The organism is Frankia sp. RB5 (assembly GCF_059816245.1).
This window is the reverse complement of sequence record NZ_JCBATA010000040.1, coordinates 12,186-34,086: the sequence shown is the minus strand read 5'-3', so window position 1 is coordinate 34,086 and position 21,901 is coordinate 12,186. Positions and strand designations below refer to the sequence as shown.

The 21,901-nt window shown below is 71.6% G+C and carries 28 protein-coding genes and 1 pseudogene; 13 read left to right on the top strand and 16 right to left on the bottom strand.

Annotation, left to right across the window (positions count from 1 at the left end):
* Positions 1 to 122: 122 nt before the first annotated feature.
* On the bottom strand, positions 123 to 563 hold the full coding sequence (locus AC6EXY_RS20755; protein ID WP_101831312.1) for a TIGR03618 family F420-dependent PPOX class oxidoreductase: 441 nt from the start codon (positions 561 to 563) through the stop codon (positions 123 to 125).
* Between the two features lie 589 nt (positions 564 to 1,152).
* On the opposite strand from AC6EXY_RS20755, the gene AC6EXY_RS20750 reads away from it, so the two are divergent.
* Positions 1,153 to 2,043: a nuclease gene (locus AC6EXY_RS20750; RefSeq protein WP_101831331.1), complete on the top strand. Its 891-nt coding sequence runs from the start codon at positions 1,153 to 1,155 to the stop codon at positions 2,041 to 2,043.
* A gap of 185 nt (positions 2,044 to 2,228) precedes the next feature.
* On the opposite strand, the gene AC6EXY_RS20745 is transcribed toward AC6EXY_RS20750, so the two are convergent.
* The 3 genes and pseudogenes from AC6EXY_RS20745 to AC6EXY_RS20735 form a co-directional block, all read right to left on the bottom strand.
* Positions 2,229 to 2,582, bottom strand: coding sequence for a WD40 repeat domain-containing protein (locus AC6EXY_RS20745; RefSeq protein WP_243407395.1), 354 nt, complete (start codon positions 2,580 to 2,582; stop codon positions 2,229 to 2,231).
* 57 nt (positions 2,583 to 2,639) lie between these two features.
* Positions 2,640 to 2,885, bottom strand: a pseudogene (locus AC6EXY_RS20740) (WD40 repeat domain-containing protein); the annotation flags it as partial.
* Between the two features lie 60 nt (positions 2,886 to 2,945).
* Entirely contained in the window at positions 2,946 to 4,196 is a 1,251-nt protein-coding gene (locus tag AC6EXY_RS20735; RefSeq protein WP_165818321.1) for an MFS transporter, read from the bottom strand.
* A 198-nt stretch (positions 4,197 to 4,394) separates the two neighbouring features.
* Between AC6EXY_RS20735 and AC6EXY_RS20730 the strand changes: the two genes are divergently transcribed.
* On the top strand, positions 4,395 to 4,781 hold the full coding sequence (locus AC6EXY_RS20730) for a VOC family protein (RefSeq protein WP_499842391.1): 387 nt from the start codon (positions 4,395 to 4,397) through the stop codon (positions 4,779 to 4,781).
* Here the strand turns inward: AC6EXY_RS20730 and AC6EXY_RS20725 are convergent.
* Together AC6EXY_RS20725 and AC6EXY_RS20720 are read right to left on the bottom strand one after the other, a co-directional pair.
* Complete coding sequence (locus AC6EXY_RS20725; protein WP_499842390.1) at positions 4,727 to 4,948, bottom strand: helix-turn-helix domain-containing protein; 222 nt, start codon at positions 4,946 to 4,948, stop codon at positions 4,727 to 4,729. The genes AC6EXY_RS20730 and AC6EXY_RS20725 overlap by 55 nt on opposite strands.
* A gap of 74 nt (positions 4,949 to 5,022) precedes the next feature.
* A complete protein-coding gene (locus AC6EXY_RS20720) occupies positions 5,023 to 5,787 on the bottom strand; it encodes a metallophosphoesterase family protein (RefSeq protein ID WP_499817943.1) in 765 nt (254 codons plus the stop codon).
* A 140-nt stretch (positions 5,788 to 5,927) separates the two neighbouring features.
* Here AC6EXY_RS20720 and AC6EXY_RS20715 point away from each other — a divergent pair, with 140 nt between their 5' ends.
* Both AC6EXY_RS20715 and AC6EXY_RS20710 read left to right on the top strand, forming a co-directional pair.
* Positions 5,928 to 7,163: an epoxide hydrolase family protein gene (locus tag AC6EXY_RS20715; protein ID WP_499817944.1), complete on the top strand. Its 1,236-nt coding sequence runs from the start codon at positions 5,928 to 5,930 to the stop codon at positions 7,161 to 7,163.
* 111 nt (positions 7,164 to 7,274) lie between these two features.
* Positions 7,275 to 7,505, top strand: coding sequence for a hypothetical protein (locus AC6EXY_RS20710; RefSeq protein ID WP_101831309.1), 231 nt, complete (start codon positions 7,275 to 7,277; stop codon positions 7,503 to 7,505).
* A 230-nt stretch (positions 7,506 to 7,735) separates the two neighbouring features.
* On the opposite strand, the gene AC6EXY_RS20705 is transcribed toward AC6EXY_RS20710, so the two are convergent.
* A complete protein-coding gene (locus AC6EXY_RS20705; RefSeq protein WP_101831308.1) occupies positions 7,736 to 8,347 on the bottom strand; it encodes a TetR/AcrR family transcriptional regulator in 612 nt (203 codons plus the stop codon).
* 73 nt (positions 8,348 to 8,420) lie between these two features.
* Between AC6EXY_RS20705 and AC6EXY_RS20700 the strand changes: the two genes are divergently transcribed.
* Both AC6EXY_RS20700 and AC6EXY_RS20695 read left to right on the top strand, forming a co-directional pair.
* Positions 8,421 to 9,275 carry a class I SAM-dependent methyltransferase gene (locus AC6EXY_RS20700; protein WP_499817945.1) on the top strand — a complete coding sequence of 285 codons (855 nt, stop codon included), beginning with the start codon at positions 8,421 to 8,423 and terminating at the stop codon, positions 9,273 to 9,275.
* Between the two features lie 51 nt (positions 9,276 to 9,326).
* The gene (locus AC6EXY_RS20695) at positions 9,327 to 9,578 is read left to right on the top strand and encodes a hypothetical protein (protein WP_165818320.1); all 252 of its coding nucleotides are present in this window, start codon (positions 9,327 to 9,329) and stop codon (positions 9,576 to 9,578) included.
* 16 nt (positions 9,579 to 9,594) lie between these two features.
* Here AC6EXY_RS20695 and AC6EXY_RS20690 read toward each other — a convergent pair whose 3' ends face one another.
* From AC6EXY_RS20690 to AC6EXY_RS20665, 6 genes are all read right to left on the bottom strand, one after another.
* Positions 9,595 to 9,954: a DUF6204 family protein gene (locus AC6EXY_RS20690; RefSeq protein ID WP_101831306.1), complete on the bottom strand. Its 360-nt coding sequence runs from the start codon at positions 9,952 to 9,954 to the stop codon at positions 9,595 to 9,597.
* Positions 9,955 to 10,123: 169 nt separating this feature from the next.
* Positions 10,124 to 10,906: a uridine kinase gene (locus AC6EXY_RS20685; RefSeq protein WP_499817946.1), complete on the bottom strand. Its 783-nt coding sequence runs from the start codon at positions 10,904 to 10,906 to the stop codon at positions 10,124 to 10,126.
* An 11-nt stretch (positions 10,907 to 10,917) separates the two neighbouring features.
* A complete protein-coding gene (locus tag AC6EXY_RS20680) occupies positions 10,918 to 11,265 on the bottom strand; it encodes a MerR family transcriptional regulator (RefSeq protein ID WP_101831305.1) in 348 nt (115 codons plus the stop codon).
* A 482-nt stretch (positions 11,266 to 11,747) separates the two neighbouring features.
* On the bottom strand, positions 11,748 to 11,945 hold the full coding sequence (locus tag AC6EXY_RS20675) for a DUF7489 domain-containing protein (RefSeq protein ID WP_101831304.1): 198 nt from the start codon (positions 11,943 to 11,945) through the stop codon (positions 11,748 to 11,750).
* Between the two features lie 64 nt (positions 11,946 to 12,009).
* Complete coding sequence (locus AC6EXY_RS20670) at positions 12,010 to 12,819, bottom strand: hypothetical protein (RefSeq protein ID WP_499817947.1); 810 nt, start codon at positions 12,817 to 12,819, stop codon at positions 12,010 to 12,012.
* Positions 12,816 to 13,706: an ABC transporter ATP-binding protein gene (locus tag AC6EXY_RS20665; RefSeq protein ID WP_499817948.1), complete on the bottom strand. Its 891-nt coding sequence runs from the start codon at positions 13,704 to 13,706 to the stop codon at positions 12,816 to 12,818. Before AC6EXY_RS20665 ends, AC6EXY_RS20670 begins: the two co-directional genes overlap by 4 nt.
* A gap of 146 nt (positions 13,707 to 13,852) precedes the next feature.
* Between AC6EXY_RS20665 and AC6EXY_RS20660 the strand changes: the two genes are divergently transcribed.
* From AC6EXY_RS20660 to AC6EXY_RS20650, 3 genes are all read left to right on the top strand, one after another.
* Positions 13,853 to 15,082, top strand: a complete 1,230-nt coding sequence (locus tag AC6EXY_RS20660; protein ID WP_499817949.1) for a sensor histidine kinase — start codon at positions 13,853 to 13,855, stop codon at positions 15,080 to 15,082.
* Positions 15,079 to 15,735, top strand: coding sequence for a response regulator (locus tag AC6EXY_RS20655; protein WP_499817950.1), 657 nt, complete (start codon positions 15,079 to 15,081; stop codon positions 15,733 to 15,735). The genes AC6EXY_RS20660 and AC6EXY_RS20655 overlap by 4 nt, the downstream gene beginning before the upstream one ends.
* Positions 15,736 to 15,932: 197 nt before the next feature.
* Positions 15,933 to 16,754, top strand: a complete 822-nt coding sequence (locus AC6EXY_RS20650) for an SCO6745 family protein (protein WP_499817951.1) — start codon at positions 15,933 to 15,935, stop codon at positions 16,752 to 16,754.
* A gap of 134 nt (positions 16,755 to 16,888) precedes the next feature.
* Here the strand turns inward: AC6EXY_RS20650 and AC6EXY_RS20645 are convergent, their stop codons facing one another.
* The gene (locus tag AC6EXY_RS20645) at positions 16,889 to 17,206 is read right to left on the bottom strand and encodes a restriction system modified-DNA reader domain-containing protein (RefSeq protein WP_499817952.1); all 318 of its coding nucleotides are present in this window, start codon (positions 17,204 to 17,206) and stop codon (positions 16,889 to 16,891) included.
* On the opposite strand from AC6EXY_RS20645, the gene AC6EXY_RS20640 reads away from it, so the two are divergent.
* A complete protein-coding gene (locus tag AC6EXY_RS20640; RefSeq protein WP_499817966.1) occupies positions 17,147 to 18,478 on the top strand; it encodes an MGMT family protein in 1,332 nt (443 codons plus the stop codon). The two genes, AC6EXY_RS20645 and AC6EXY_RS20640, sit on opposite strands and share 60 nt — an antisense overlap.
* Positions 18,479 to 18,607: 129 nt before the next feature.
* Here the strand turns inward: AC6EXY_RS20640 and AC6EXY_RS20635 are convergent, their stop codons facing one another.
* Complete coding sequence (locus AC6EXY_RS20635; protein ID WP_499817953.1) at positions 18,608 to 19,045, bottom strand: nuclear transport factor 2 family protein; 438 nt, start codon at positions 19,043 to 19,045, stop codon at positions 18,608 to 18,610.
* Between the two features lie 67 nt (positions 19,046 to 19,112).
* Between AC6EXY_RS20635 and AC6EXY_RS20630 the strand changes: the two genes are divergently transcribed.
* From AC6EXY_RS20630 to AC6EXY_RS20620, 3 genes are all read left to right on the top strand, one after another.
* Positions 19,113 to 19,667, top strand: a complete 555-nt coding sequence (locus AC6EXY_RS20630; protein ID WP_499817954.1) for a TetR/AcrR family transcriptional regulator — start codon at positions 19,113 to 19,115, stop codon at positions 19,665 to 19,667.
* A 135-nt stretch (positions 19,668 to 19,802) separates the two neighbouring features.
* The gene (locus tag AC6EXY_RS20625) at positions 19,803 to 20,351 is read left to right on the top strand and encodes a GrpB family protein (protein WP_499817955.1); all 549 of its coding nucleotides are present in this window, start codon (positions 19,803 to 19,805) and stop codon (positions 20,349 to 20,351) included.
* 214 nt (positions 20,352 to 20,565) lie between these two features.
* Positions 20,566 to 20,748, top strand: coding sequence for a hypothetical protein (locus AC6EXY_RS20620; RefSeq protein ID WP_499817956.1), 183 nt, complete (start codon positions 20,566 to 20,568; stop codon positions 20,746 to 20,748).
* A gap of 130 nt (positions 20,749 to 20,878) precedes the next feature.
* Here AC6EXY_RS20620 and AC6EXY_RS20615 read toward each other — a convergent pair whose 3' ends face one another.
* A complete protein-coding gene (locus AC6EXY_RS20615) occupies positions 20,879 to 21,781 on the bottom strand; it encodes a LysR family transcriptional regulator (protein WP_101831294.1) in 903 nt (300 codons plus the stop codon).
* Positions 21,782 to 21,901 lie beyond the last annotated feature (120 nt).

Sequence of the window (21,901 nt, the reverse complement as noted above, 5' to 3'; positions counted from 1 at the left end):
CCCATCACAACGGATCTGCCACTCATGGTGGCGGCCGGTGGGCCACGCGTGTGGCCGAGCCAGCCGCTCGGGTCGCCGCGGTGCTCGGCCGGGACGGAGCCGGGTTCAGGGGCCGTAGACGCTCAGGGGCCGTAGACGCGGGTGGGGGTGAGCAGGACGGCGGTGCGGCGCTGTTCGCGCATGACGCGGTCGTAGGTGGGCCAGTCGTCGTGGGTGCCGCCGGCGGCGGTGAAGATCTCGCGCAGCAGCAGGCGGAGCCGTTCGGCGTCGACGTCGGGGTGGGCGTCGTCGGGGCCGATGAGTTCGGCGCTGCCCTCGACGGTGGCCCACCGCCAGCCCGAGCGCACGGTGGCCGCCGCGGCCGGCCGGGCTCGCAGGTGGGCGAGTTTGATCCCGCCGTAGGTGACGAACGCGACGGCCGGCTTCTCGGTGAGCGGATGGTCCATGAACGCGACGTTGACGACGGACGCCTGGATGCCGGCGTCGTCGGGCCGCTGTGTCGAGATGACGGCGAGGCCGCTCTCGGCGCGGCTGAGGGCGGCGGCGTCCTCGAACGTGGTCACGTCGTTGTCACCCTTCGTGGTGGCCGATCGTCTCGCTGATCATCTCCATGGTAGGGCGGACGGCCGGGCCGTGGGGTCCGGCCGGGGCGTGGGCAGCGTCATGCGTCGTCAGGTGGTGACGGTCGGGCGCGGTCGGTTGTCGTGTCGGGTGCGGGTGGCGGGGCCCGGACGGGCAGCTCTGCCTGCGCCAACGTGGCGGTGCCCGCCGGCCGGGGACGGGGGGAGGATCCCGGCGGGGCCGGCGTCGGGCAGGGCCTCGCCGGGCGGTGCACGGGCCCGCCGGTGGTGGGTCCCGGTCCTCGCGGGCTGCTCATCCCGGGCAGTTCCGCCAGCAGGCGCACCGGACCACCAGGGGGAGATCATCCGTACTGTGGCGTTCCGCGGAACGCGTCGGGCGCCGCGGCTCGGCCCCGCGCCACTCCGGTGGGCGCGCGGCGCGGGGATCGTCTGGGCTGTGGCGTTCCGCGGAACGCCTCGGGCGCGCGGCCTGACCCGGTTCGTGCCGGTGGGACCCGGATGATCCAGTGTTCATCGGGCGTTCATGGCGGGCGGTGGTATGGCGGTTATGGCGACCGGGAAGATACGGACCGTGCCATTGACACTGATCATGGGAAGCTATCGGGTGGTCGGCGCGTCGCCGGACGGGGACTCGGTGCGGTTCTATCCGCGCGACCGGCAGGCCTTCCGCCGGGCCGGCATCGCCGTGAAGGCGAACGCGGCGGGTGGTGTGCAGCTGCGCCTGGACGCCATCGACGCCCTGGAGACCCACTACACCCCGCCGCACGCCCCGCACGAGTGGCACCAGCGGCCCGAGTTCGGTGCCGGCGCCGCCGACGCGCTGCTGCGCGAACTCGGTTTCACCGACGTCACCCGCACCACCGGCGGCACCGTCACCGCCGCCACCCCCACCCAGACCGACGGCTACATCCTCACCCGCTTCGCCGACAAGTACGGCCGCGCGGTGGCGATGGCGTTCGCCGGCGAACCGCCGACGGGCACCCGGGACGGCGGGTCGGTGTTCCTCGACGTCGAGGGCCTGCACCGCTCGGTCAACCACAGGCTGCTCGCCGCCGGCTGGGTGTACCCGACGTTCTACTCGAAGCTGTACGCCGACCTGCGCGCCGATCTCGCCGCGACCACCGAGGCCGCCCGGCGTGCCGCCACCGGCATCTGGAAGCTCGACGTCACCACCGCCGGATTCACCGTCTCCTCGCGCGCCGCGCTCACCGACGACCTTGTGGTCCTGCCGAAGCTGTTCCGCCGCCTCGCCGAGTACCTGACCCTCGACGAGTCCGGCGGCGTGGACCTGTCGGGCTTCCGCGACTTCCTCGCCACCCTCGACGACCGCCTGTTCACCGTCCCCGACGGCCAGGCCACCGCCCTGGACAGCCTCGTCACCGTCGCCACCGCGTCGGGCACCACCGGCCAGACCGTCACCCTCACCGTCCCCCCGGAACGCATCGTCTTCCTCGAGGGCTGAGTCCGCGGGCCAATTCGCCTGCCTGTCGGAAGGCTCTGTCCCGCCGAGTCGGTCAGCATTGCCCTGATCTGGGCCTTCTTGGCCTGGCTCGACGGCGCGCGCCCGGCCGGGGCGGTCCTGGCCGGCGGCGCGACGTTCGCCGGCGCGTACGGATGGCGGATGGCGGGCGGCGACGCGGGTCCCGGCTACAGGCTCCACGTCCACAAGGTGCCATCCCAGTGTCCGGACAGGACGGTGGTACGGGCGTTGAGAGAGCAGATGCCCAGTGCTTCCGGGCCTGTGCCGGGGCCGGTGAGGCCTGGCCCGTAGAGGCGGGCGGTGGCCAGGTCCCAGAGGCGAATGGCGCCATCGTCGCTACCCGCGAGGGCCAGGTCCCTGCCATGCGCCGCGCCGATGGCGACGGTCTTGACCGCATTGCTGATCCGGCCGCCGAGGGAGACGCCGATGGGGGAGCTTTCGGTCAGCCTCCAGAGTCGGACGTCGCCATCCTCGCCGCCGGATATCGCGACGGTCTGTCCCCGCGCGGTCCCGATGGCCATGGCTCCGACCGCGGCGTCGTGGGCGCCGACAAGGCGGCCCCCGGCCCGGGTGCGCAGGTCCCAGAGCCGGACGGTGCCGTCCGCGCTGCCGGTGACGGCGATCGGCCGGTCCCCGACGGTGCCTGTCGCGATGCTTTTGACCTCCGCGTCGAGTCCATCGCGTCCAGGGCGTACGTCCTTCGAGGCCGTCGGTGACCTCGATCTGGCTTGCTCCAGCCTGAGTAGTCGTGATGCCGACCAGTCCGCTGGTGGGCCTGGTGTCAGGATCGCAGTCGTGGCGGCAGGTCTCTCGGCTGTTTCCATGTGTCGCGAGGTCCGGTGTGATGTGCGCCTGTCGGACAACTGTCCGCGGCGTGATCGTGATCAGGCTGTGACGCCGCTCTTGGTGTCCGGTGGCTCGGTGGGTATCCGGCTGGACCCCTGGCCGATCGCCTGCGCCAGGCCGGGGGAGAGCAGCACGATCAGGGCGAGCAGGGCGAGGACGACGGCCATCGCGGCGTGCAGGCCGATCAGGTCGGACAGGGCGCCGATGAGGACCGGGCCGGCGAGCCAGCCGATGTAGCCGCAGGTGGCGAAGGCGGCGAGGGCGGAGCCCGCGGTGGTCCCGACCCGCACGGCGGCGGAGACGCCGACGGGGAAGACGCAGGCCGTGCCGACACCGAGAGCCGCGAAGCCCGCGATGCCGGTGACGGTTCCCGCCGCGCTGGAGCCGGTCGCCAGAGCCACGGCGAACAGGCCGGCCGCGACGGCGGCCAGGGTTTGCACCACCCGGTCCGGTCCGAAGCGTGCGGTGGCGGTGTCGCCGACGAGCCGGGTCACGAGCATGGCGACGGCGAACAGGACGTAGCCGACCCCGGACACGCCGGCGGCGGCGCCGGTGACATCCTGCAGGTACAGGGCGCTCCAGTCGGCGGCCACGCCCTCGCACAGCATGGTGGCGAAGGCCATCGCGCACAGCGCCACCAGCGCCCGGGGGATCCGAACCCGCCGAAGCCCCTGAGCGGACCGCCACGGCCTGCGCGTCGCCGTCAGCTGTCGCGTCGCCGTCCGCGCGATCGCCGTGGGCGTGTCGGTGGCGGCGCCGCCGGCGTCGTCGTGCGGGAGCATGGCGCGTGTCGCCAGCACCATCACCGCGAGGCAGACTGCGCCGACGGCGGCGAACTGGACGTCGAGGGGGACGTCGAGCCCCGCGCCGGCCGAGCCGAGGCCGGCGCCGGCGAGCGCCCCACCGGCCCAGGCGGCGTGGGCGGTGGTCATGATCGGCCGGCCGTAGTGGCGTTCGACGACGGCGAGCTGGGCGTTGAGCGCCACGTCCGCGGCGGCGCCGGCCGCACCCCACAGGGCGAGAGCCGCGAACAGCCCGGTGACGGTCCCCGCGTGCGCGATCAGCACCCCGACGGCGCAGGTGAGAGCGAACGTGATCCGCAGGACGGCGCGGCTGCCGATGCGGTCAAGCAGCCGCCCGGTCAGCCAGATCGTGACCACGGCGCCGAACGGCGCGCCCAGCAACGCCAGCCCCAGCTGACCGTCGCTGGCCCCCAGGTGCTGCTTGACCCCGGGGATCCGCGGTGCCCAGGAGCCGACGAGCAGCCCGATGAGCACCATCGCGATCATGCTGGCGATCCGTGCCCGCCGCGGCGACGGCGTCCCGGCCGAGCGTTCGGCTTCGCTGCCAGCCACCGCCGTCCGCCGCGTCCCCCGATTCCGATCCCGATCCATCCCACTGATGGTGAGCGATGGTAGCGGTCGGTGTCCGTCGAACGGTCCAGTCGGACGGTCCAACGGTCGCGGCGCCCGACCGAGAGGAGCAGCATGAGGACGATGTCCCACGCATCCCGGAGCAGGAATGCCCTCCCTGGAACGGCGAGACTCGACCTGGACCGCGCACCCTCGACCCAGGTGCAGGTGAACCTGCTTGTCCTCTACTGTGCCCGCCTGGCGTCCTGCCGCGACTTCTACCGGAACCTGGGGCTGGTGTTCGAAGGTGAGCGCCACGGTGGCGGCCCCGAGCACTACGCGGCGGTACTGGCCGGGGGCACGGTCCTCGAGCTCTACCCGGCGGGCGCCGGCACGGCGACCGGGCGGACCAGGATTGGTCTGACAGTCCCCCTGGACAGCCTGCGGATCGCGCTGGAACCGGGCGATCACGTCCTGCGCGATCCCGAGGACCGCGTCGTCGACCTGCACGTCACGGCATGACACTGCGTCGAGCGGATGTTGGCGACGACCACATTGGGCTGATGCTCGGCGACCGCGGCCAGCAGCGCGCCGCCCTCGCCCACCGCCGCGCACACCTCATGGCCGTCGTCCTCGAGGAGCCGGGCCAGGCCGGCGCGGAACAGGGCCGAGTCCTCGGCGATCACCACCCGCGGGCTCATGCGTGGAAGGGACGCACCGGCGGCCGGTGCCACGGCCCTGTCGTCTCGACGGCCCTGTCGTGTCAGCCGATGCGGTGCACGTCCGGTAGCTGGTAGACGGCGAACGGGGCGCCGATGACGGGTGCGGCGACGTTGCGGACCGGCGTGCCGGCGGGCGTGACGCCGACTTCGGTGCCGTAATGCGCGTGGCCGTGCAGGGCGAGGGTGACCGGGTGCCGTGTGCCAGTGCCCTGCGTGTGGGACGCGGGTTCGTCGTCGATGGCCGCGCCGAGCAGGTAGCTGCCCAGGAACGGGTAGATCTCGAACGGCTCTCCGGCCAGCGTGTCCCTGCTCGGCGCGTAGTGCGTGAGCGCCACCCGCAGGTCGACGTCGAGCTGCCCCAACGCGTCGCGCAAGGTCTGGGCCGCCGTCTCGGCGTGGCACGCGAACGCCTTCATCTCCGGTTCACCGTGCGCGGCGACCGTGCGGCCGGCGAACCCGCCACCGAACCCCTTGGCGCCGGCGATCCCGACCTGTCTGCCGGCGATGTCGACGACGGTCGCGGTTCCCTCCAGCACGGTCACACCGGCGTCGGTCAGCATGGCGGCGATCGCCGTTTCCTCGCCCCGGTCGTAGTCGTGATTGCCGAGGACGGCGATCACCGGCAGGTCAAGTCCGCCGAACACCTCACACACCTGCGCGGCGGAGGGGATATCGCCTGCCTCGGTGAGGTCGCCGGCGAGAAGGAGGAGGTCGGCCACGTCGGCCGCGCGCTGGTACCGCGGCCGTAGCCGGGCGGCGGTACCAGGACGGACATGTAGATCTCCCACCGCCGCGATGCGCACCATGGCCCGATCATCCCGAAAGCACGCCCCCGGAACATTAGGTTTGGGGTGGACACGGTGGATCCGGTGACGTGTCAGCGAACCTGGCCCGTCACGGTCACGCCCAGCCGCCGCTCCTGCTGCCCGGTGAGGAGAACCCTGCGATGACCACCCCGCGTGCCTTCCCCCTCGAGCCCCGTCCGATCCAGGTCTCCGACGAGGTCCTCGCCGATCTGCGGGCCCGACTGGCGCGGACCCGTCCGCCGGTGGATGAGGGGAACGACGACTGGTCCTATGGTGTTCCGGCCGGCTATCTGCGCGGGCTGGTCGACTACTGGCATGACGGCTACGACTGGCGCACGGCCGAGGCCGCGATCAACGGCTACGAGCACTACGTCGTGCCGGTGGACGGTATCCCGGTGCATTTCCTGCGCCGCCCCGGCCGCGGCCCCCGGCCGATTCCGCTGATCCTCACCCACGGCTGGCCGTGGACGTTCTGGCACTGGTCGAAGGTGATCGACCCGCTCGCCGACCCGGCCGCGTTCGGCGGCGACCCCGCGGACGCGTTCGAGGTGATCGTGCCGTCCCTGCCCGGGTTCGGTTTCCCCGGCCCGCTCACCGGCTTTCCGGATGTGAACTTCTGGAAGGTCGCCGACCTGTGGCACACCCTGATGACCGACACCCTCGGCTATGAGAAGTACGCCGCCGGCGGCTGCGACATCGGCGCCCTGGTCACCAGCCAGCTCGGCCACAAGTACGCGGACGCGCTGTACGGGATCCACATCGGTTCCGGGCTGCCGCTGGATTTCTTCACCGGCCCCCGCGCCTGGGACTTCGCCCGAGGCCGGCCGCTGTCCGACGACCAGCCCGCCGCCATCCGCGCCCGGATCATCGAGCAGGACCGCCGCTGGGCGTCGCACCTCACCGTGCACATGCTCGACGGCGCCACCCTCGCCCACGGCCTGGCCGACTCACCCGCCGGACTGCTCGCCTGGCTGCTCGAACGGTGGAATGCCTGGAGCGACAACGGCGGCGACCTCGCCTCCGTCTTCACGAAGGACGATCTGCTCACCCACGCCACCATCTACTGGGTGACGGGCGCCATCGCCACGTCGATGCGCTACTACGCCAACGCCAACCGCTATCCCTGGACCCCCTCCCACGACCGCACCCCGGTCGTGCAGGCCCCCACCGGTCTCACCTTCGTCACCTACGAGAACCCACCCGGCATCCACACCACGGACGAACGCGTCGCGGCGTTCACCTCCGGCCCGCAGGCCACGTGGTTCCACCACGTCAACGTGAGCGCCCACGACCACGGCGGCCACTTCATCCCCTGGGAGAACCCCGCCGCCTGGATCACCGACCTGCGCCGCACCTTCCACACCCGCAGGCCCTGATCGGCGTCGACATCGTTCCCGCGGGCCGCGGCGCGGCGCGGCGCCCTGACACGGTAGCGCCAACGGGCGCGGCGGGCGGCGGTGTCGGGATCCGTCGGGCAGCATGGCCGGATGGACCCGGATCCGCTGCTGACCGTGACCCAGGTGGCGGACCGCATCCGCCTCACCGCGTCCTCCTGGCGTGCCCGTGTCGAGGAGGGCACCGCGCCGCCCCCCGATGATCCCGACGACGAACGCCCCGCCGACCGCCGTCGCCCCCGGTGGCGACGCTCGACCGTCGACGCCTGGAACGCGCAGCGGCGTGCCCGCGCACGGGCGCAGGCAGACGATCGGGCGCCGTGACCCTGCAGGCCGCACGCCACGTCCACAGCAAGGTCGTGATCAGGTTGTGGGGCGGTGGTCGCTGGCGGTGCCGCGGCCGGCATGGGGGGCAGCGTTGTAGGGCACCCGGCCGAGGTCGCGCCGGTGCAGTCGTGCCCGGGCCAGCCGTCCCAGGCACAGATCAAGGGGCTGCGCCGCGCCGCCCGCGAGCGGTGTGCTCGCACGGACAGTGATCGCGGCCCATGGGCGGCCTAGCGAGGCCGCCGGTGGATGGCGTCGGCGAGCACCGTGGTCACCAGTCTGGTGATGGTTGCCGCGGGTGGTGGGTCGGAGGCGCTGGAAGCGCGGTCGGCGAGCAGGAGGTGTACGCCGCCGACCAGGGAGAGGGTGAGGGAGTCGAGGTCGGCGTCGGCGGCGATGCGGCCCGCGGCGCGCTCGTCGGCCAGGTAGGCGCGGACGGTGGCCGTGACCTGGGCGAGGATCGCGATGCCGCCGTCCGGCCTGGCCTGGCGTAGCCGCGCGCGCAGCTCGTCGCGGAAGGTGATGAGCGGGATGATCGCGAGGGGAACCGGGCCGAACAGGGTGGTGAGCGCGCCGACGAGGTTGTCGGCCACGGTGGCGGTGCCGACGGTCTCGCGCAGCGCGTGCGCGCGGGTCTCGAGCTGCGCGGCCCGGTCGAGCACGAGCTCGGTGAGGAAGGCATCGAAGTCGGCGAAGTGACGATGGAGAACGCCTTTGGCGCAGGCCGCCTCGTCGGTGACGGCCCGGCTGGTCAGCCCGCTCGGGCCGTCTCGCAGCAGCACGCGTTCGGCGGCGTCGAACAGCTGCTGCCGCACGTCGCGCAGGTGAACCCCGGTCGGCACGGACTGATCCTCTCGTGCGCCAGGCCCCGGGGCATCCGTAGGCAAGTGGGCAATCGCCCACTAAGGTGGGCGCATGCCCACTCTACCGCGAGAGCACGAGCAGCCGGAGCCGGCGCGACCACGCCAGGCCCGACCGCACCAGGCTCGGCAGATGGCCGAGTCCTTCGGCACGGACGCGCACCGCTACGACCGGGCCCGGCCGGGATACCCCGAGGATCTGGTGGCGCGAGTCGTCGCCGGGAGTCCGGGGCCGGGCGTGCTCGATGTCGGCGCCGGCACGGGCATCGCGGCCCGCCAGTTCCAGGCCGCCGGCTGCACCGTGCTCGGTGTCGAGCCGGACACGCGGATGGCAGAGGCCGCCCGCGCCCGCGGCCTGCGGGTCGAGGTGTCGACGTTCGAAGCCTGGGAACCGGCCGGACGGACGTTCGACGCGGTGATCGCCGCCCAGTCGTGGCACTGGGTGGACCCGGTCGCCGGGGCCGTGAAGGCGGCCCAGGTGCTGCGCCCCCGCGGCCTCCTGGCGATCTTCGGGCACGTGTTCGAGCCGCCCGCCGAGGTGGCCGAGCCGTTCGCGGCCGCCTACCGGCGGGTGGTGCCCGACTCCCCGTTCGGCGATCAGCCGCCGCGACGTCCGCTGGAGATGTACCAGGCGGTGTACGCGACGATCGCCGAGCGGATCCGCGAGACCGGGCGGTTCGACGGTCCGGAGCAGTGGCGATTCGACTGGGAGCGGCCGTACACCCGCGACGAGTGGCTGGACCTGCTTCCCACCACCGGTGGCCTCACCCGCCTTCGCGCCGATCAGCTGGCCGAGATCCTGGGCGCGGTCGGCCGTGCCCTCGACGCCCTCGGCGGCCGCTTCACGATGCACTACACCACCCTGGCGACCACCGCCGTCCGCGCCGACGCCGGCCGCGCGGTTGGGTGAACCCCGGCCGCGAGGCTGCCGCGGCAAGACAACCGCGGCTCACCGAAGAGGGTGACGTCGCGTCGGAGCGCGTGGCGCAGCGACTCGGCGGGGCTGACCTGCCTGGAGGAACACACTGAGATCCCACAGGCCGCACAGTTCGTCGCGCAGGAGGAAGACACCGTCGACGAGGAGCGCCGCGTCGTGCGCCGCCTCGAGGGCGGGACAGGTGAGCGGGACGTCGCGGAGATGGTCGAAAGCCGCTATGCGGTAGCGCCGGTCTCCCATGGGGCCCAGCGGGTCGAGCAGCAGGCCAGGCGGTGAGAATGCGGCTGAAGGATCAGACGTTCTTCTGGGCCGCAGCGCGGCGCTGCCGTTTGCCCAGCGGTGCCTGGGAGAGGTCCTCGGCCTGGGACCGCAGGTTCTTGTAGCCGTAGCCGCGCCCGGTCAGCCACGCCTTCGCCGCCTCCTCAGCGCGTTCGGATGCCTCCAGGATGTCCTCCTCTTCCTCCCCGGAATCCAGGAATCGGAAGGTGAAGGCGGATCGCGCTGTCAGGTCGTAACTGAGGTGCCCCTCGCGTGTGAAGGCAGCGCGCAGGACGTCGTGCTCTGCGGCACGGGCCAGGAGCTGGGCCCGCTGATCGGTGCTGAGTCCGTCGAAGACGCCGCGGACCGTGATACGGAAAGTGCGAGTACTCATCCCACGACCCTAACCAGCAAGATCGACGGACTCCACCGTGATTCCGGCGGGAAACGACGCGGTACTGCTCTCGACCATGTGGGCGCAGGCGCGTCCGGGGCCGTGGACGACGCCACCAGGCGGGGAGCGGCGGCCCAGGCGCGCGGGCCCTGGCAGCCGTGTGTCGGCGTCACGCCGGTATGACTCCGGATCCGCCTGTCGGCCAGCGCAGAATGCGGGGTGTATCTGGTCGCTCGTGGTCGATCAGCACGTCGGCGTGGTCGGCGGGCGTGGCGATGGCCCGGTAGAGCTGCTGGCCGGGCAGGTAGCGTGCCTCGTAGCGTTCGCGGACGGCGGCGGGGGAACCGAACAGGGCGGTGTCGCGTCGCAATGCGCGGCGCAGCGACTCGGCGGGGCTGATCTGGAGATACACGGTCAGGTCCCAGCAGCTTCGCAGGTCGTCGCGTTGGAGGAAGACGCCGTCGACGAGGAGGATCGCGTCGTGGGCCGCCAGGTGGGCGGGCTGTTCGAGTGGGCGGTCGTGGACGTGGTCGAAGGCGGCCGTGCGGTGGTACCGGTCGCCGGCGGGACCCAGCGGGTCCAGGAGGAGGCGTCGCAGCGCGGCATAGTCGAACGCGTCGTGGAAGTATCCCTGTGGGGACAGCGACCCGCGGCGTCGGCGCACGGCCCGGGGCTGGTGAAAGCCGTCGACGCTGGCGCGGATGACCGGCCGGTCCCGACCCGCCAGCGCGTGGGCGAGTTCGTCCGCCAGGGTTGTCTTGCCGGCAGCGTCGGGGCCGTCGATCGCGACACGCAGCACCCGGTCCGGGCACGCGCGAAGCAGCAGACCGGCAAGCGCGGGGATCGGCTTCAGGGGAATATGTCGGACCTTCCGTGGCTGCGGGCTGGCGGCTTGACCACTTCCGCCGCCGTAGCCCGGGGTGGGCCCCGCCCCGGTCAGGTCGATCGTCACGGGTGTGGGGGTCAGGACGGCCCGTCGGGTGGCGGCTCGGATGTCCGCCGACGGAGTTGTTCGTTGAGCTGTTGGGCTTCGGCGAGTTGGTCTTCGAGGATGACGATGCGGCAGGCGGCGTCGATCGCGGTGCCCTGGTCGACGAGTTCGCGGACCCGGCCGGCGATGCGTAGCTGGTAGCGGGAGTAGCGGCGGTGGCCGCCTTCGGAGCGCAGGGGGGTGATCAGGCGGGCTTCGCCGAGGGCACGCAGGAAGGCGGGGGTGGTGCCGAGGATGTCGGCCGCGCGGCCCATGGTGTAGGCGGGATAGTCGTCGTCGTCGAGGCTGTCGGCTGGTCTGCGGGTTGTTTCAGGGGTCATCGCGCCTCTCGGGGCGTGCGAAGGGGCCCTGGTGCATACTCGCACCAGGGCCCCGAGGGTTAACACCATCTGCCGGCCAGATGCGCCGGCTTCCTGATTCCGCGTATGCGCCCGTAACGGCAGGCGCGCGCAGATCGCATATGCGTGACCGGGGACCACCTTCCAATCCGGGGCCTGCGGTGACCGAGCGACCTGGGCTGTCGCTCAGGCGATCCTGATGGCGTCCACTCCTCTCCGTGTGCGCTACCTGGCGGGGGGTACTGCTGGTGGTGCTCGGCTGCCTGTCCGGGCGGCCGTCCTGCTCGCGCCAGTTCATGTCTGCCGCGATCTCGGACTCTCTTGGCTACGAGAGGAACTCTACCCGGAGCGGCGCCCGATGTCTACTGCGGCGGCTACAGATTTTTCTGCGCGGAGCAGAGAGGTCTGCTGCTGCGCCCGGTCGCGTCCTGGACCACCCGGGCACGCTGGCGGAGCACGGCTAGCTAGCCCCTGACCGGGTCCTGTCCGGACTGCTTCAGGACCGTGTCGCCGACCGCGACGCTGTTCCACACGGGGCGGCTGACCCGGACCGTGATGATGGTGCCGTCGCGCAGACGAATCTTGAGGCGCCGGTACATGTTCGAGCCGTCCAGCAGGCCGCGCGACTTCCTGACCACGGTGCCTTCCCAGGCGTCGTTCATGTGCACGCTCCTTTCGCGTGTTGGGTTCTTCCGGGGGCGGGCGAGAAAGAGGTGAGCGCCACGGTCACGAGATGTCCTTGCGGCGCAGCCGGATCAGCCCGGCGGCGATCAGGGCCACCACCCAGACCAGGACGACGACGGCGACCTGGGCCCAACGGTGGGCGTTCATGTGTCCGCCGAGCAGGTTCTCGGTGGCCTTGGCCGGGTCGAGCCACGGCTGCACGCCGTGCAGAGCGGCGATGCCACCGCCCAGGGCGGCCCAGGCGATCGGGATGACGAAGTTGGCCACGATCGCGGCCGGGCTGTGGAGCAGAAGCAGGCCGAAACCCATGCCGGAGAGCTGGGACAGCAGTTGCACGGACACGCTCGCGACCAGGACGACACCGGCCTGGCGCCATTCGCCGACCGTCGGGTGCGTTCCGGCGAGCTGCGTGGCCAGGGCGGACAGGACGATCCCGAGCACGGCGACGGCGACGGCCAGCGCGGCGCCGGCGGCCAGTTTGGCCGCGATCACCCGGCCGCGTCGCGGCGTGAGGACGAAGGTCTGCAAAGCGGTGCGCTGGGACCACTCGCTGGTGACCAGCAGGATGCTGACGATCGGCAGCAGGACGGCCATGGCACCCTGGATGGACGAGGCACTCCGAGGAAACGTGTGGTCGTCCGGGTCACCGGTGAACATGGCGACGAAGGTCATGGCGACGCCGATGATCGCGACCCCGGCGAGCAGCCAGCGTCCGGCACGGGTGTCGACGCTCTTACGCAGCTCGATGCGCACGAGCCGACCGAACCCGGCGGACCCGCGCCGCCGGGCCAGCGCCGGGGCGGGGACGGTGGACCGGCCCGCTTCTGAGGTGAACAGGATCTTCTCGCTCACGCGACACGCTCCGCAGGGCTGGTGAGGGACAGGAACAGCTCTTCCAGACCTGCGGCGTCGGGCTCACGCAGTTCCAGAAGCACGACCCGGTGCGCCAGGGCCGCGCGGGCGACGGACTCGGCCGGCGCGTCCACCACAAACCGCCCGTCCCCCCGGCGCCGGTGCCGCAGGCCGGCGGCGGTCAGGGCTCGGGTGAGCGCCTCGGCGTCGGTGGCCCGGGCCTGGACCCCTGTCGTCGACAACAGGTCCGCGGTGCCGCCCCGCACGGCGATCCGACCCCCGGCGATGATGACCAGCTGGTCGGCGACGGCCTGCACCTCGCCGAGCAGGTGGGAGGACAACAACACGGTCCCGCCGCGGTCGGCGAAGCGTCGCAGCAGCTCACGCATCCAGTGGATGCCGGCCGGGTCGAGGCCGTTGGCCGGCTCGTCGAGGATCAGCACCTGCGGGTCGCCGAGCAACGCCATCCCGATGCCAAGGCGTTGGCGCATGCCGAGGGAGTACCTGCCGACCCGCCGGCGAGCCGCGGCGGCGTCGAGCCCCACCAGGGTGAGGATCCCTTCCACCTCGCGGCGCTCGACGCCGATGGTGTCCGCGGCCAGTGTCAGCGTCTCCCTGCCGGTCCGGCCGGGGTGCTGGGCCGAGGCGTCCAGCAGGACCCCGACGCGGCGCCCGGGCTGGTCGAGGTCGCGGAAGGGGACGCCGAGCACGCTCGCGGTCCCAGAGGTCGGCGCGGCCAGGCCGCACAGCATCCGCAGGGTGGTCGACTTGCCGGCGCCGTTCGGGCCCAGGAAACCGGTCACCGTGCCGGGACGGCAGGTGAACGACACGTCGCTCACCGCGGCGGCGGCGCCGTAGCGCTTGGTCAGGCGGTCGATGGCGATCATGTGGCCAGCATGACGGCGACCCGCGGGTCGCCGCAGCCGTCCGAAGGTGATGAGTGAGGTCCAAAGGTCGGCGACCGGATCGACTTTGGTCTATGGGCGATGCCGACCGTCCGCGACGCGGCGGCGCCGGACCTAGGCTGACACGTATGCCCGACCTCGTGAGCCCGCCGATCCGCCACGGCCGCGGCGGGCGCCGCCGTCGCAGCATTGCGGTGGGCACCACGATGCTGCTGGCGACGGTCGGGTTCAGCCTCCTCAACGAGCAGACCGTGCTGCTCGGTCGGTACCACCATCCGCTCTGGCTACGCAGCGTCGATGTGGTGCTGGGAGTGGCCTGCCTGGCCGGCGTCTACGTGTGCCGCCGCTGGCCAGTGCACTTCGCGGTCTTCGCCATCGTCGCCGGCACGATCTCCACGCTCGGCGCCGGCACCCCGCTGGTCGGGGTGTTCGCGGTGGCGATCCACCGGCGCTGGCAGACCGCGCTCGCGATCACCCTGCTCGCGATCGTCAGCGTGTTCGCGTCCCTGGCCCTGTACCCGTTGCCGCACTTCTGGTGGAACGCTGCCGTCGGCGTACTGCTCACGGCCGCGATCACCGGCTGGGGCATGTTCGTGCGCGCCCGGCGGCAGCTGCTCGCCTCGCTGCGCGCCGACGTCACCCGCGAACGCGATCTCGCCCTCGAACGCGCCGAGGCCGCGCGGCGCCACGAACGCGAGCGCATCGCCCGGGAGATGCACGACGTACTCGCCCACCGGCTGACCCTGCTCGCCGTCCACGCCGGCGCGCTGGCGTTCCGGCCCGACGCACCGCCGGCGGAGATCGCTCGCGCCGGCGACGTCATCCGCGACAGCGCCCACGCCGCGCTCGACGACCTGCGCTCGGTGATCGCACTGCTGCGCGCCCCGTCGGCCGACGACGCGGGCCGGCCCCAACCGACCGCCGCCGACCTGCCGGGTCTGATCGAGCAGTCACGCGCGGCCGGGCTGGCCGTCTCGTTCACGGCGACGGGTCAGTGGCACGGTCTCGAGCTCGGCACCGGCCGCACCGTCTATCGGATCGTCCAGGAGGCACTCACCAACGTGCGCAAGCACGCGCCGTACGCGCGCGTCGCGGTCACCGTGGCCGGCACGCCCGGCGACACGGTCCGCGTGGCGGTGCGCAACGACCTCACCGACCTCACCGACCTCACCGACCTCACCGGCCCGACCGTCCCCGGCTCCGGGACCGGGCTGATCGGGCTGCGTGAACGCGCCGAACTGGCCGGCGGGTACCTCGAATACGGCCCCACCGGCGACGGGAGCGGCTTCCTGCTCCGCGCGCACCTGCCATGGCCGGCTCACGACCCACACCTCGCCGGATCGGGGCTGGCTCGATGAGCCCGATCCGCGTGCTTGTCGTCGATGACGACGCGCTGGTGCGAGCCGGCCTGACGGTGATGCTCGGCGGCACCCCGACCCTGCGGATCGTCGGCGAGGCCGCCGACGGCTGCGAGGTGCCCGACGCGGTGCGGCGGCTGCGCCCCGACGTCGTCCTGATGGACATCCGCATGCCCCAGGTGGACGGCGTCACCGCCACCGAACGACTCCGCCGGGCTGACGCGCCCAAGGTCATCATCCTGACGACCTTCGACGCCGACCGTCAGGTCCTCGCCGCGCTGCGCGCCGGCGCGGCCGGCTTCCTGCTCAAGGACACCCGGCCCGCCGACATCGTCCGCGCCATCGAAACCGTTGCCGCCGGCGACGCGACGCTGTCGCCCACCATCACCAGACAGGTCATCGCCATGCTCGGTACCGGCGAGCAGGGCGCCGAACGAGCCGCCGCACGCGCGCGCGTCGCCGGGCTCACCGACCGGGAACGCGACGTCGCCCGCGGTGTCGCCCGCGGCCTGCCCAACGCGGAGATCGCCGCCACCACCTACCTGAGCGTGGCCACCGTCAAGGCCTACGTCTCTCGGCTGCTCGACAAACTCGACCTCGACAACCGCGTCCAACTCGCGCTCCTCGTCGCGCAGGCCGACACCGACGACTGAGCAACCCCTCGTGGGGCGCTTACCCTGCGGCGGTGGTCTGGCCGACAGCTCCTGTCGTTATGGGCCGGAGCCGTTACCGCTGGCCAGGAGGGTTTTCGGGTGCGTCGAGCCAGGACGTCGATGAGTTTCGCGGGGACCAGGTGTCCAAGTGATCGTAAGTGTCCGCACGACGCGCTGGGTAGCAGGAGGGTCAGGCCATGAACTCGACGGCACGCCGGATGTTCGAGCTGATCGAACCGATCGGTGCCATCCCCTACGCGGCCGACGAACCCAATGAGGCGATGTTCGCCCTGGGGTTCACCAACTACTGGGATACCTACTTCGCCGGACGGGCGGCGCCCCTCGGCATCGTCCCGGCGGAGGTGGTGGACGCACTCTTCTACAACTTCGCTCCCGGCGAGGTCGCCCGCCACATCCCGAAGGTGTGGGACACGACCACGCCCGAAGCGGCGATCGCCGCTCGTCAGAGGGGTTGTGTGAAGGCGTTGCGGCGGATCCTCGGCGATCACGTCGACTCGCCCGCCTTCGCACGGGCCACCGAACTGTTGCTGCGGGCCGCGACCAGCGCACCGTTCGAGGGCCGGCCCATGTACGCCGCGCTGCGCGCGATCCCGATCCCCGAGGACGTGGTGGCTCGCCTCTTCCACGCGGCTTCCCTGCTGCGCGAGCACCGTGGCGACGGGCACATCGCCGCCCTGATGATCGAAGGTGTCGACGGCCTGGAGGCTCACGTCCTCTACGCCCTCGACCTGGGCATGCCCGCGGAGAAGTTCGGACGGATCCACCACCTCCCCCCAGCGCAGCTCGCCGCCGTGATCGACGGGATGCGCGCTCGCGACCTGATCGGAGCTGACGGTGGGCTGAGCGAAACGGGCCGCGCCGTCAGGGCGCGGGTCGAGGCGCTCACCGACGACCTCGCCGCGAAGCCGTACGAGAGCCTCGGGCTCGACGAGCTCGACGAGCTCATGACCATCCTCGAACCGCTCGCCACACTGCTACTCGCCGCCCAGGACTGGTAGAGGTGGCGCGCAGGGCTGGCGGTGGGCGCAGTAGAACCTAGACTTGGTGCGCCTCTGTCGCCGCGTGCGGTCTCCCCCGCGCGGGGCCGGGACGGACAAGCGGGCCGTGGCCCTCGCTGCCTTGGCTGTGACGGTCAGGACGGGGCCTGGTAGCGCTGGCGCAGCGTGTCCAGGGTCTGGTTCTTGCGAGTGACGGTCCAGAAGGTCCAGCCGTTCTCGCGCGGGACGTTCCTGACCGCCCTGGCAGCGCCGGTGGGGTTGTCGAATACGCCGGACGGGGTCCGGATCCGCCCGTTGGCGAGGACGGTCGCCTTGAATTCCGTACCCCTTCGCCGCCCGACCAGGCCCTCCTCGGGAAGGAGAACGCCAGCGTTCAGCAGGTCGGCGGGGCGATGGCGAACAGGCTGGAGGAGGTGTCGCTGACGGAGGCCGGGCTGGGGGAGCGCAGTCATCTGCAGGAGTGGGTGCTCGCGAACCCCGCGGTGCTCGGCGAGGATGTTCTCGTCGTCACCAGCGAGTACGACCAGTGGACCGGCAACGACGGTGTCCGGGCTCGTGACCGGCTCGACATCCTCGGTCTGGACTCGTCGGGACGGTTGGTCGTCGTCGAGCTCAAGCGGGGTGCGGCGCCGGGCGACACCCATCTGCAGGCGATCACCTACGCGGCGATGGTCTCCGGGTTCACCGTGGACACCCTCGCCGACGCGCTCGCGACCTGGCGTACCCGGCGCGGGGAACCGACCGGCCTGGCCGCGGCCCAGGCGCTCATCGATGACCACGTCGGCGGTGAGCTCGACCCGGAGCTGCTGCGAAAGCCGCGGATCATGCTGCTCGCGGGCGGGTTTCCCAAGCAGGTCACGAACACCGCGGTCTGGCTGTCCCAGTTCGACCTGCGCGCCGAACTCGTCCAGGTGACCGCCTGGCGCTCGGACGGTGAGATCTACGTGGGCTTCAACCAGGTGTGGCCCACGCCGGGTACCGAGGACTTCATGCTCAGCCCGACCGCCCGCGATGACGCACAGCGGATCAACCAGAAGGTCGAGCAGAAGGCCCGCGCCGCCTCCGCGGTGCGGCGTCTCCTCGATGCCGGCACGCTCGCGGAGGGCCAGCCGCTGCGGCTCGCGTTCTCGGCTGCCAGCGCCGCGCAGCGGTCGCAGCTGCGGGACTGGGTTGAGGCGCAGCCCAGCCGTGGCAGGGCCGCCTGGCGCACTGACCCGGCCGGCCCGCTGCGCTGGGAGGCTGACGGCGGCGCCTGGTTGCCCAGCACCCTGGTCCGCCACATCCTCACCCAGGCCACCGGAGCCGCGTCGACGGCGGTGCGGGGCACGGCCTGGTGGGAGGACGAGACCGGGCACAGCCTCGCCGACCTCGCCGAGACCGTGCCTGGCAAGACCACACGCGACTGGTCGGACCTGCACGCCTACCTCGATGTCCTCCCGTCGGGCCGGTGGACCACCTACGGTGATCTGGCCCAGGTGATCGGCACCAAGGCTCTCCCGATCGGCCAGCACATCGCCGGCTGCTCGTCCTGCGCACATGCCTGGCGGGTCCTCAACGCCGACGGCAAAGTCGCGAAGGGCTTCGCCTGGACAGACCCGACCAGGACCGACACCCCCCAGCAGGTCCTCGAAACCGAGGGCATCACCTTCACCGGTGCCGGGGTCGCGGACCCGGCAGCTCGTCTCGGCCCAGCCGAGCTCAAGGGTCTCCTCGACGAGATGTGACCGGGGGTCGAGAACATCGAAACGACGAACAGCGGAAAGCACGGATCGGCGCTGGCAGGCCGGTCGGGCGCATCCGGACTGCGCCCAGGGGACTATGCGGATATCCAGCGGGTGAAGGGAACCAGCGACTCATCGTGCGAGGAGAGCGGTGGCGAGTTCGGCGGTGCGGCCGAGCAGTCGGGCGGCGGCGATCGGGTCCATGTAGTCCTGGTAGGACACGATCTCGCCGTCGCGGACGCGGATGACACCGAGTGCCCGGAAGCGGTACGGCCCACCGGTGACGATCGAGCGGCCGTGGTGCTCGATCTCGGTGACGACGACCTCCGGGTCGTCGGTCTCGCGAACGAACGCCTCGACGCCGTCCATCTCAAACACCCCCCTGGGTGCCGGCGCGGCGGCGAAGTACTGGCGGATCACCTCCCGGCCGCGCAGCTCGCGGGGCTGACCGGGCATGGCGAAGGGGTACTCGAGCACCCCGTCCTCGGCGAACAGGTCGGCGAAGACCACCCCCTCGCCCGCCACCATCCGCCGTACCTGCTCGACGACCTCACGTGGGCTGTTCGTCATGGTTCCCCTCGTAGAATCGGAACGGTGAACCCGCTTAGAAGATACGGAACGCACGCCCCGGTTGGCAATGGGTGCCGCTGACTCCGGCCCGCCGCTGCGGGCGGATGCCCGCCGTAACCGCCAGCGGGTGTTGCAGGCCGCGCGGGAGGTCTTCGCCGAGTCCGGCTTCGCGGCACCCCTCGACGAGATCGCCGCCCGCGCGGGAGTCGGAGCCGGCACGGTCTACCGTCATTTCCCCACGAAGGAAGCGCTGTTCGAGGCCGTGGCCGCCGCCCGCGTCGCGGATCTCGTCGCCGACGCCCGCCGCCGCGCCGACGAGCACGATCCCGCAACCGCCTTCTTCGGTTTCCTCGCCCTGCTGGGGGCCGAGGTCGAGGCCAAGCGAGACACCTCCGACGCGATCGCCGTGCCCGGTCCGCTGGGTGAGGCCATGCAGGATGCGCTCGCGCTGCTGCTGACCCGCGCCCAGCAGGCCGGCGCGGTCCGCCAGGAGGTCACCGCGGCGGACCTGGTCGCGATCCTCAAAGGTCTGCTCACCGCCGCGCACGAGGACACCGATCCCGGCCGGCCCGCACGCCTGCTCGCCATCCTGACGGCCGGGCTTCGACCAGACACCCTCTGATCTCACAGCGATGCATCCTGACCGTCCAGTCCCTGTCGGTCGTCGCGGCGAGGCCGAAGAGCATGATGGGCCGCGATCGTCGTGGGACGACGACCGGAGGAACCTGGACCCGCCACGCCCCGGGAGGCCGTTCCCATGCCCGCTGACCAGCCCGTTCATGTCGTCGCCTACGACTCCGCATGGCCCTCGCGGTTCGCCGAGCAGCGAGACCGGCTCTCGACCGTTCTGGCCCCGTGGCTGGGTGCCTCGGTGGAACACATCGGGTCCACTGCCGTTGCCGGCCTGCCCGCCAAGCCCGTCATCGATCTTCTCGCCCCGGTGCGCTCGCTCGACGAAGCACAGTGCGCGATCCCGACGCTGGAGGCAGACGGATGGCTGTTCTGGCCAGAGGACCCATGCCGGCACTACCGGCTCTGGTTCCTACGCCCGCGACCCGACGCCCGTACCCACCATCTGCACGTGGTCGAGCACCTCCACCCCCACGCCAGGGCGCTGCTCGCGTTCCGGGACACGCTGCGCGCCGACCCCCGCCTCCGCGAGGACTACGCCGAGCTCAAAAGGCGCCTTGCCGTCGAGCATCGACACAACCGCAACGCCTACACCAACGCCAAGAACGATTTCGTCGAACAGGTCCTGCGCAGCGCTGGCCTCCAGCCGCTGCCACGTGACCTTCTACCCGAGTAGAACCTGACACGCCACGTGGCGGCATCTGCAGAGCAGATATCCCGCAAGTGAGATACCCGGGGCGTGAGGAACACTGGAGCGGAAACCGGGAGCCTGTGACGCTGTCGCCCACGGGTTCGGGATGAGGGATTGACCACCCCCTGTCTGCGAGAGATCGACCCCAGGAAGTCTCCCTCAGAACTGGCGAGAACACAGGCCAGGGAAAGGAGTCGCTGTGTTCAAAGTCCTGGTGGTCGGGATGTGCATCACCATCTCCCTCGTCGTCAGCCTGCTCGGCGGAATCCTCGCTGTCGCGAACGGAGTCCTCTCGGCGGGAGCGATCCTCACCGGCGGCGGCGCCTTCTTCGTCGCGGTGCCGGCGACGCTTTCGGTCGCCAATGCTCTCGGCGGACTGTAGCCGACGGCGTAGCCCGGTCGTGTCGGACATTCAGCAAGACCGCCGTAGTCGTCATCACCGTGAAGTCCGCCGGGCGCAGGGTCTTCAGCCCCGCCACCGCAGACGTCCGTCTCGCTTGACCTCTTGCGCGTCAGTCCGGCAGCCAGTGCAGCTCGTGCGCCAGGGTTTTGGCGACGGCACGGATGCGGTGGTGTAGCGGCGACTGCTCGCGTGGGAGGACCAGGTGGACCGTCAGGCTGGGCGCGCCTCGCAGCGGTCGCCAGGTGAGACCGGCCGGTTGTGCCGTGAGCGCGGCTTCTCCGGCCGGGGCGAGGGTGACCCCGTCGCGCAGGTCGCGCTGAGACATGTCGAAAGAGACTGCGGGCGTGTGGAATCGGGGGTGTGGTCGGGTGTCTCGGAACAGTGCGGACAGCTGATCGTGGATCACGGGGTTCGCCGCACGGTCCGGGAGTCGCAGCGGATACGAAGCCGCGTCGGCGATCTCGATCTCCGGGCGTTCGGCCAGCGGATGGTGCTGCGCCAGCTGGACCCCGATGCGCATACGCCGCAGCAGGAACCGGCGCACGCCACGGCCCGGTTGTTCACCGCGGGTGATCCCGGCATCGATGCGGCCGTCGGCGACCGCGGGGGAGATCTCCGGTGTCGCCATCGGGACCGCGCTGACCTCGAGTCCGCTGTTGCCGCGAATCAGCCTGTCCACCAGGGCCGGTGCCGTCTCGGCCCCGGCGCTGAGGCTGTATCCGATGCGCAGCGTGCCCAGTTCACCGGCCGCCGCGCTCCGGGCGGTGTCCCACGCCCGGTCCAGCGCCGCCAGCGCGGGCGGCGCGGACTCCGCCAAAGCCACACCGGCCGTGGTCAAAACGACGCTACGCGTGTTGCGAACCAGCAGCGCGGTACCGAGTTCCGCCTCCAACCGGCGCATCCGGGCGCTGAGTGCGGGCTGCGCGATACCGATCCGTGCGGCCGCGCGGGTGAAGTTCAACTCCTGCGCCAGCACCAGGAAGTACCGCAGGCTCACCGTATCCGGCGCCACGTGCCCTCCCTGTCGATTGATAACGATCCGTTCTGAGTCTATCCCGTACCGGTCTTTCCCTCGACCGCACATCAAGCCCTAACGTGCGCATGCCGGGATCGATCGATCTGAGTGTCGATT

Bases quoted from the DNA above. Each gene is read 5' to 3' on its own strand.
- AC6EXY_RS20745 (WP_243407395.1), bottom strand. From the start codon at position 2,582: ATGGCCATCGGGACCGCGCGGGGACAGACCGTCGCGATATCCGGCGGC.
- AC6EXY_RS20735 (WP_165818321.1), bottom strand. From the start codon at position 4,196: ATGATCGCGATGGTGCTCATCGGGCTGCTCGTCGGCTCCTGGGCACCG.
- AC6EXY_RS20730 (WP_499842391.1), top strand. From the start codon at position 4,395: ATGAGGACGATGTCCCACGCATCCCGGAGCAGGAATGCCCTCCCTGGA.
- AC6EXY_RS20720 (WP_499817943.1), bottom strand. From the start codon at position 5,787: ATGGTGCGCATCGCGGCGGTGGGAGATCTACATGTCCGTCCTGGTACC.
- AC6EXY_RS20715 (WP_499817944.1), top strand. From the start codon at position 5,928: ATGACCACCCCGCGTGCCTTCCCCCTCGAGCCCCGTCCGATCCAGGTC.
- AC6EXY_RS20710 (WP_101831309.1), top strand. From the start codon at position 7,275: ATGGACCCGGATCCGCTGCTGACCGTGACCCAGGTGGCGGACCGCATC.
- AC6EXY_RS20700 (WP_499817945.1), top strand. From the start codon at position 8,421: ATGCCCACTCTACCGCGAGAGCACGAGCAGCCGGAGCCGGCGCGACCA.
- AC6EXY_RS20690 (WP_101831306.1), bottom strand. From the start codon at position 9,954: ATGAGTACTCGCACTTTCCGTATCACGGTCCGCGGCGTCTTCGACGGA.
- AC6EXY_RS20680 (WP_101831305.1), bottom strand. From the start codon at position 11,265: ATGACCCCTGAAACAACCCGCAGACCAGCCGACAGCCTCGACGACGAC.
- AC6EXY_RS20675 (WP_101831304.1), bottom strand. From the start codon at position 11,945: ATGAACGACGCCTGGGAAGGCACCGTGGTCAGGAAGTCGCGCGGCCTG.
- AC6EXY_RS20665 (WP_499817948.1), bottom strand. From the start codon at position 13,706: ATGATCGCCATCGACCGCCTGACCAAGCGCTACGGCGCCGCCGCCGCG.
- AC6EXY_RS20660 (WP_499817949.1), top strand. From the start codon at position 13,853: ATGCCCGACCTCGTGAGCCCGCCGATCCGCCACGGCCGCGGCGGGCGC.
- AC6EXY_RS20655 (WP_499817950.1), top strand. From the start codon at position 15,079: ATGAGCCCGATCCGCGTGCTTGTCGTCGATGACGACGCGCTGGTGCGA.
- AC6EXY_RS20650 (WP_499817951.1), top strand. From the start codon at position 15,933: ATGAACTCGACGGCACGCCGGATGTTCGAGCTGATCGAACCGATCGGT.
- AC6EXY_RS20640 (WP_499817966.1), top strand. From the start codon at position 17,147: ATGGCGAACAGGCTGGAGGAGGTGTCGCTGACGGAGGCCGGGCTGGGG.
- AC6EXY_RS20645 (WP_499817952.1), bottom strand. From the start codon at position 17,206: ATGACTGCGCTCCCCCAGCCCGGCCTCCGTCAGCGACACCTCCTCCAG.
- AC6EXY_RS20635 (WP_499817953.1), bottom strand. From the start codon at position 19,045: ATGACGAACAGCCCACGTGAGGTCGTCGAGCAGGTACGGCGGATGGTG.
- AC6EXY_RS20630 (WP_499817954.1), top strand. From the start codon at position 19,113: ATGGGTGCCGCTGACTCCGGCCCGCCGCTGCGGGCGGATGCCCGCCGT.
- AC6EXY_RS20625 (WP_499817955.1), top strand. From the start codon at position 19,803: ATGCCCGCTGACCAGCCCGTTCATGTCGTCGCCTACGACTCCGCATGG.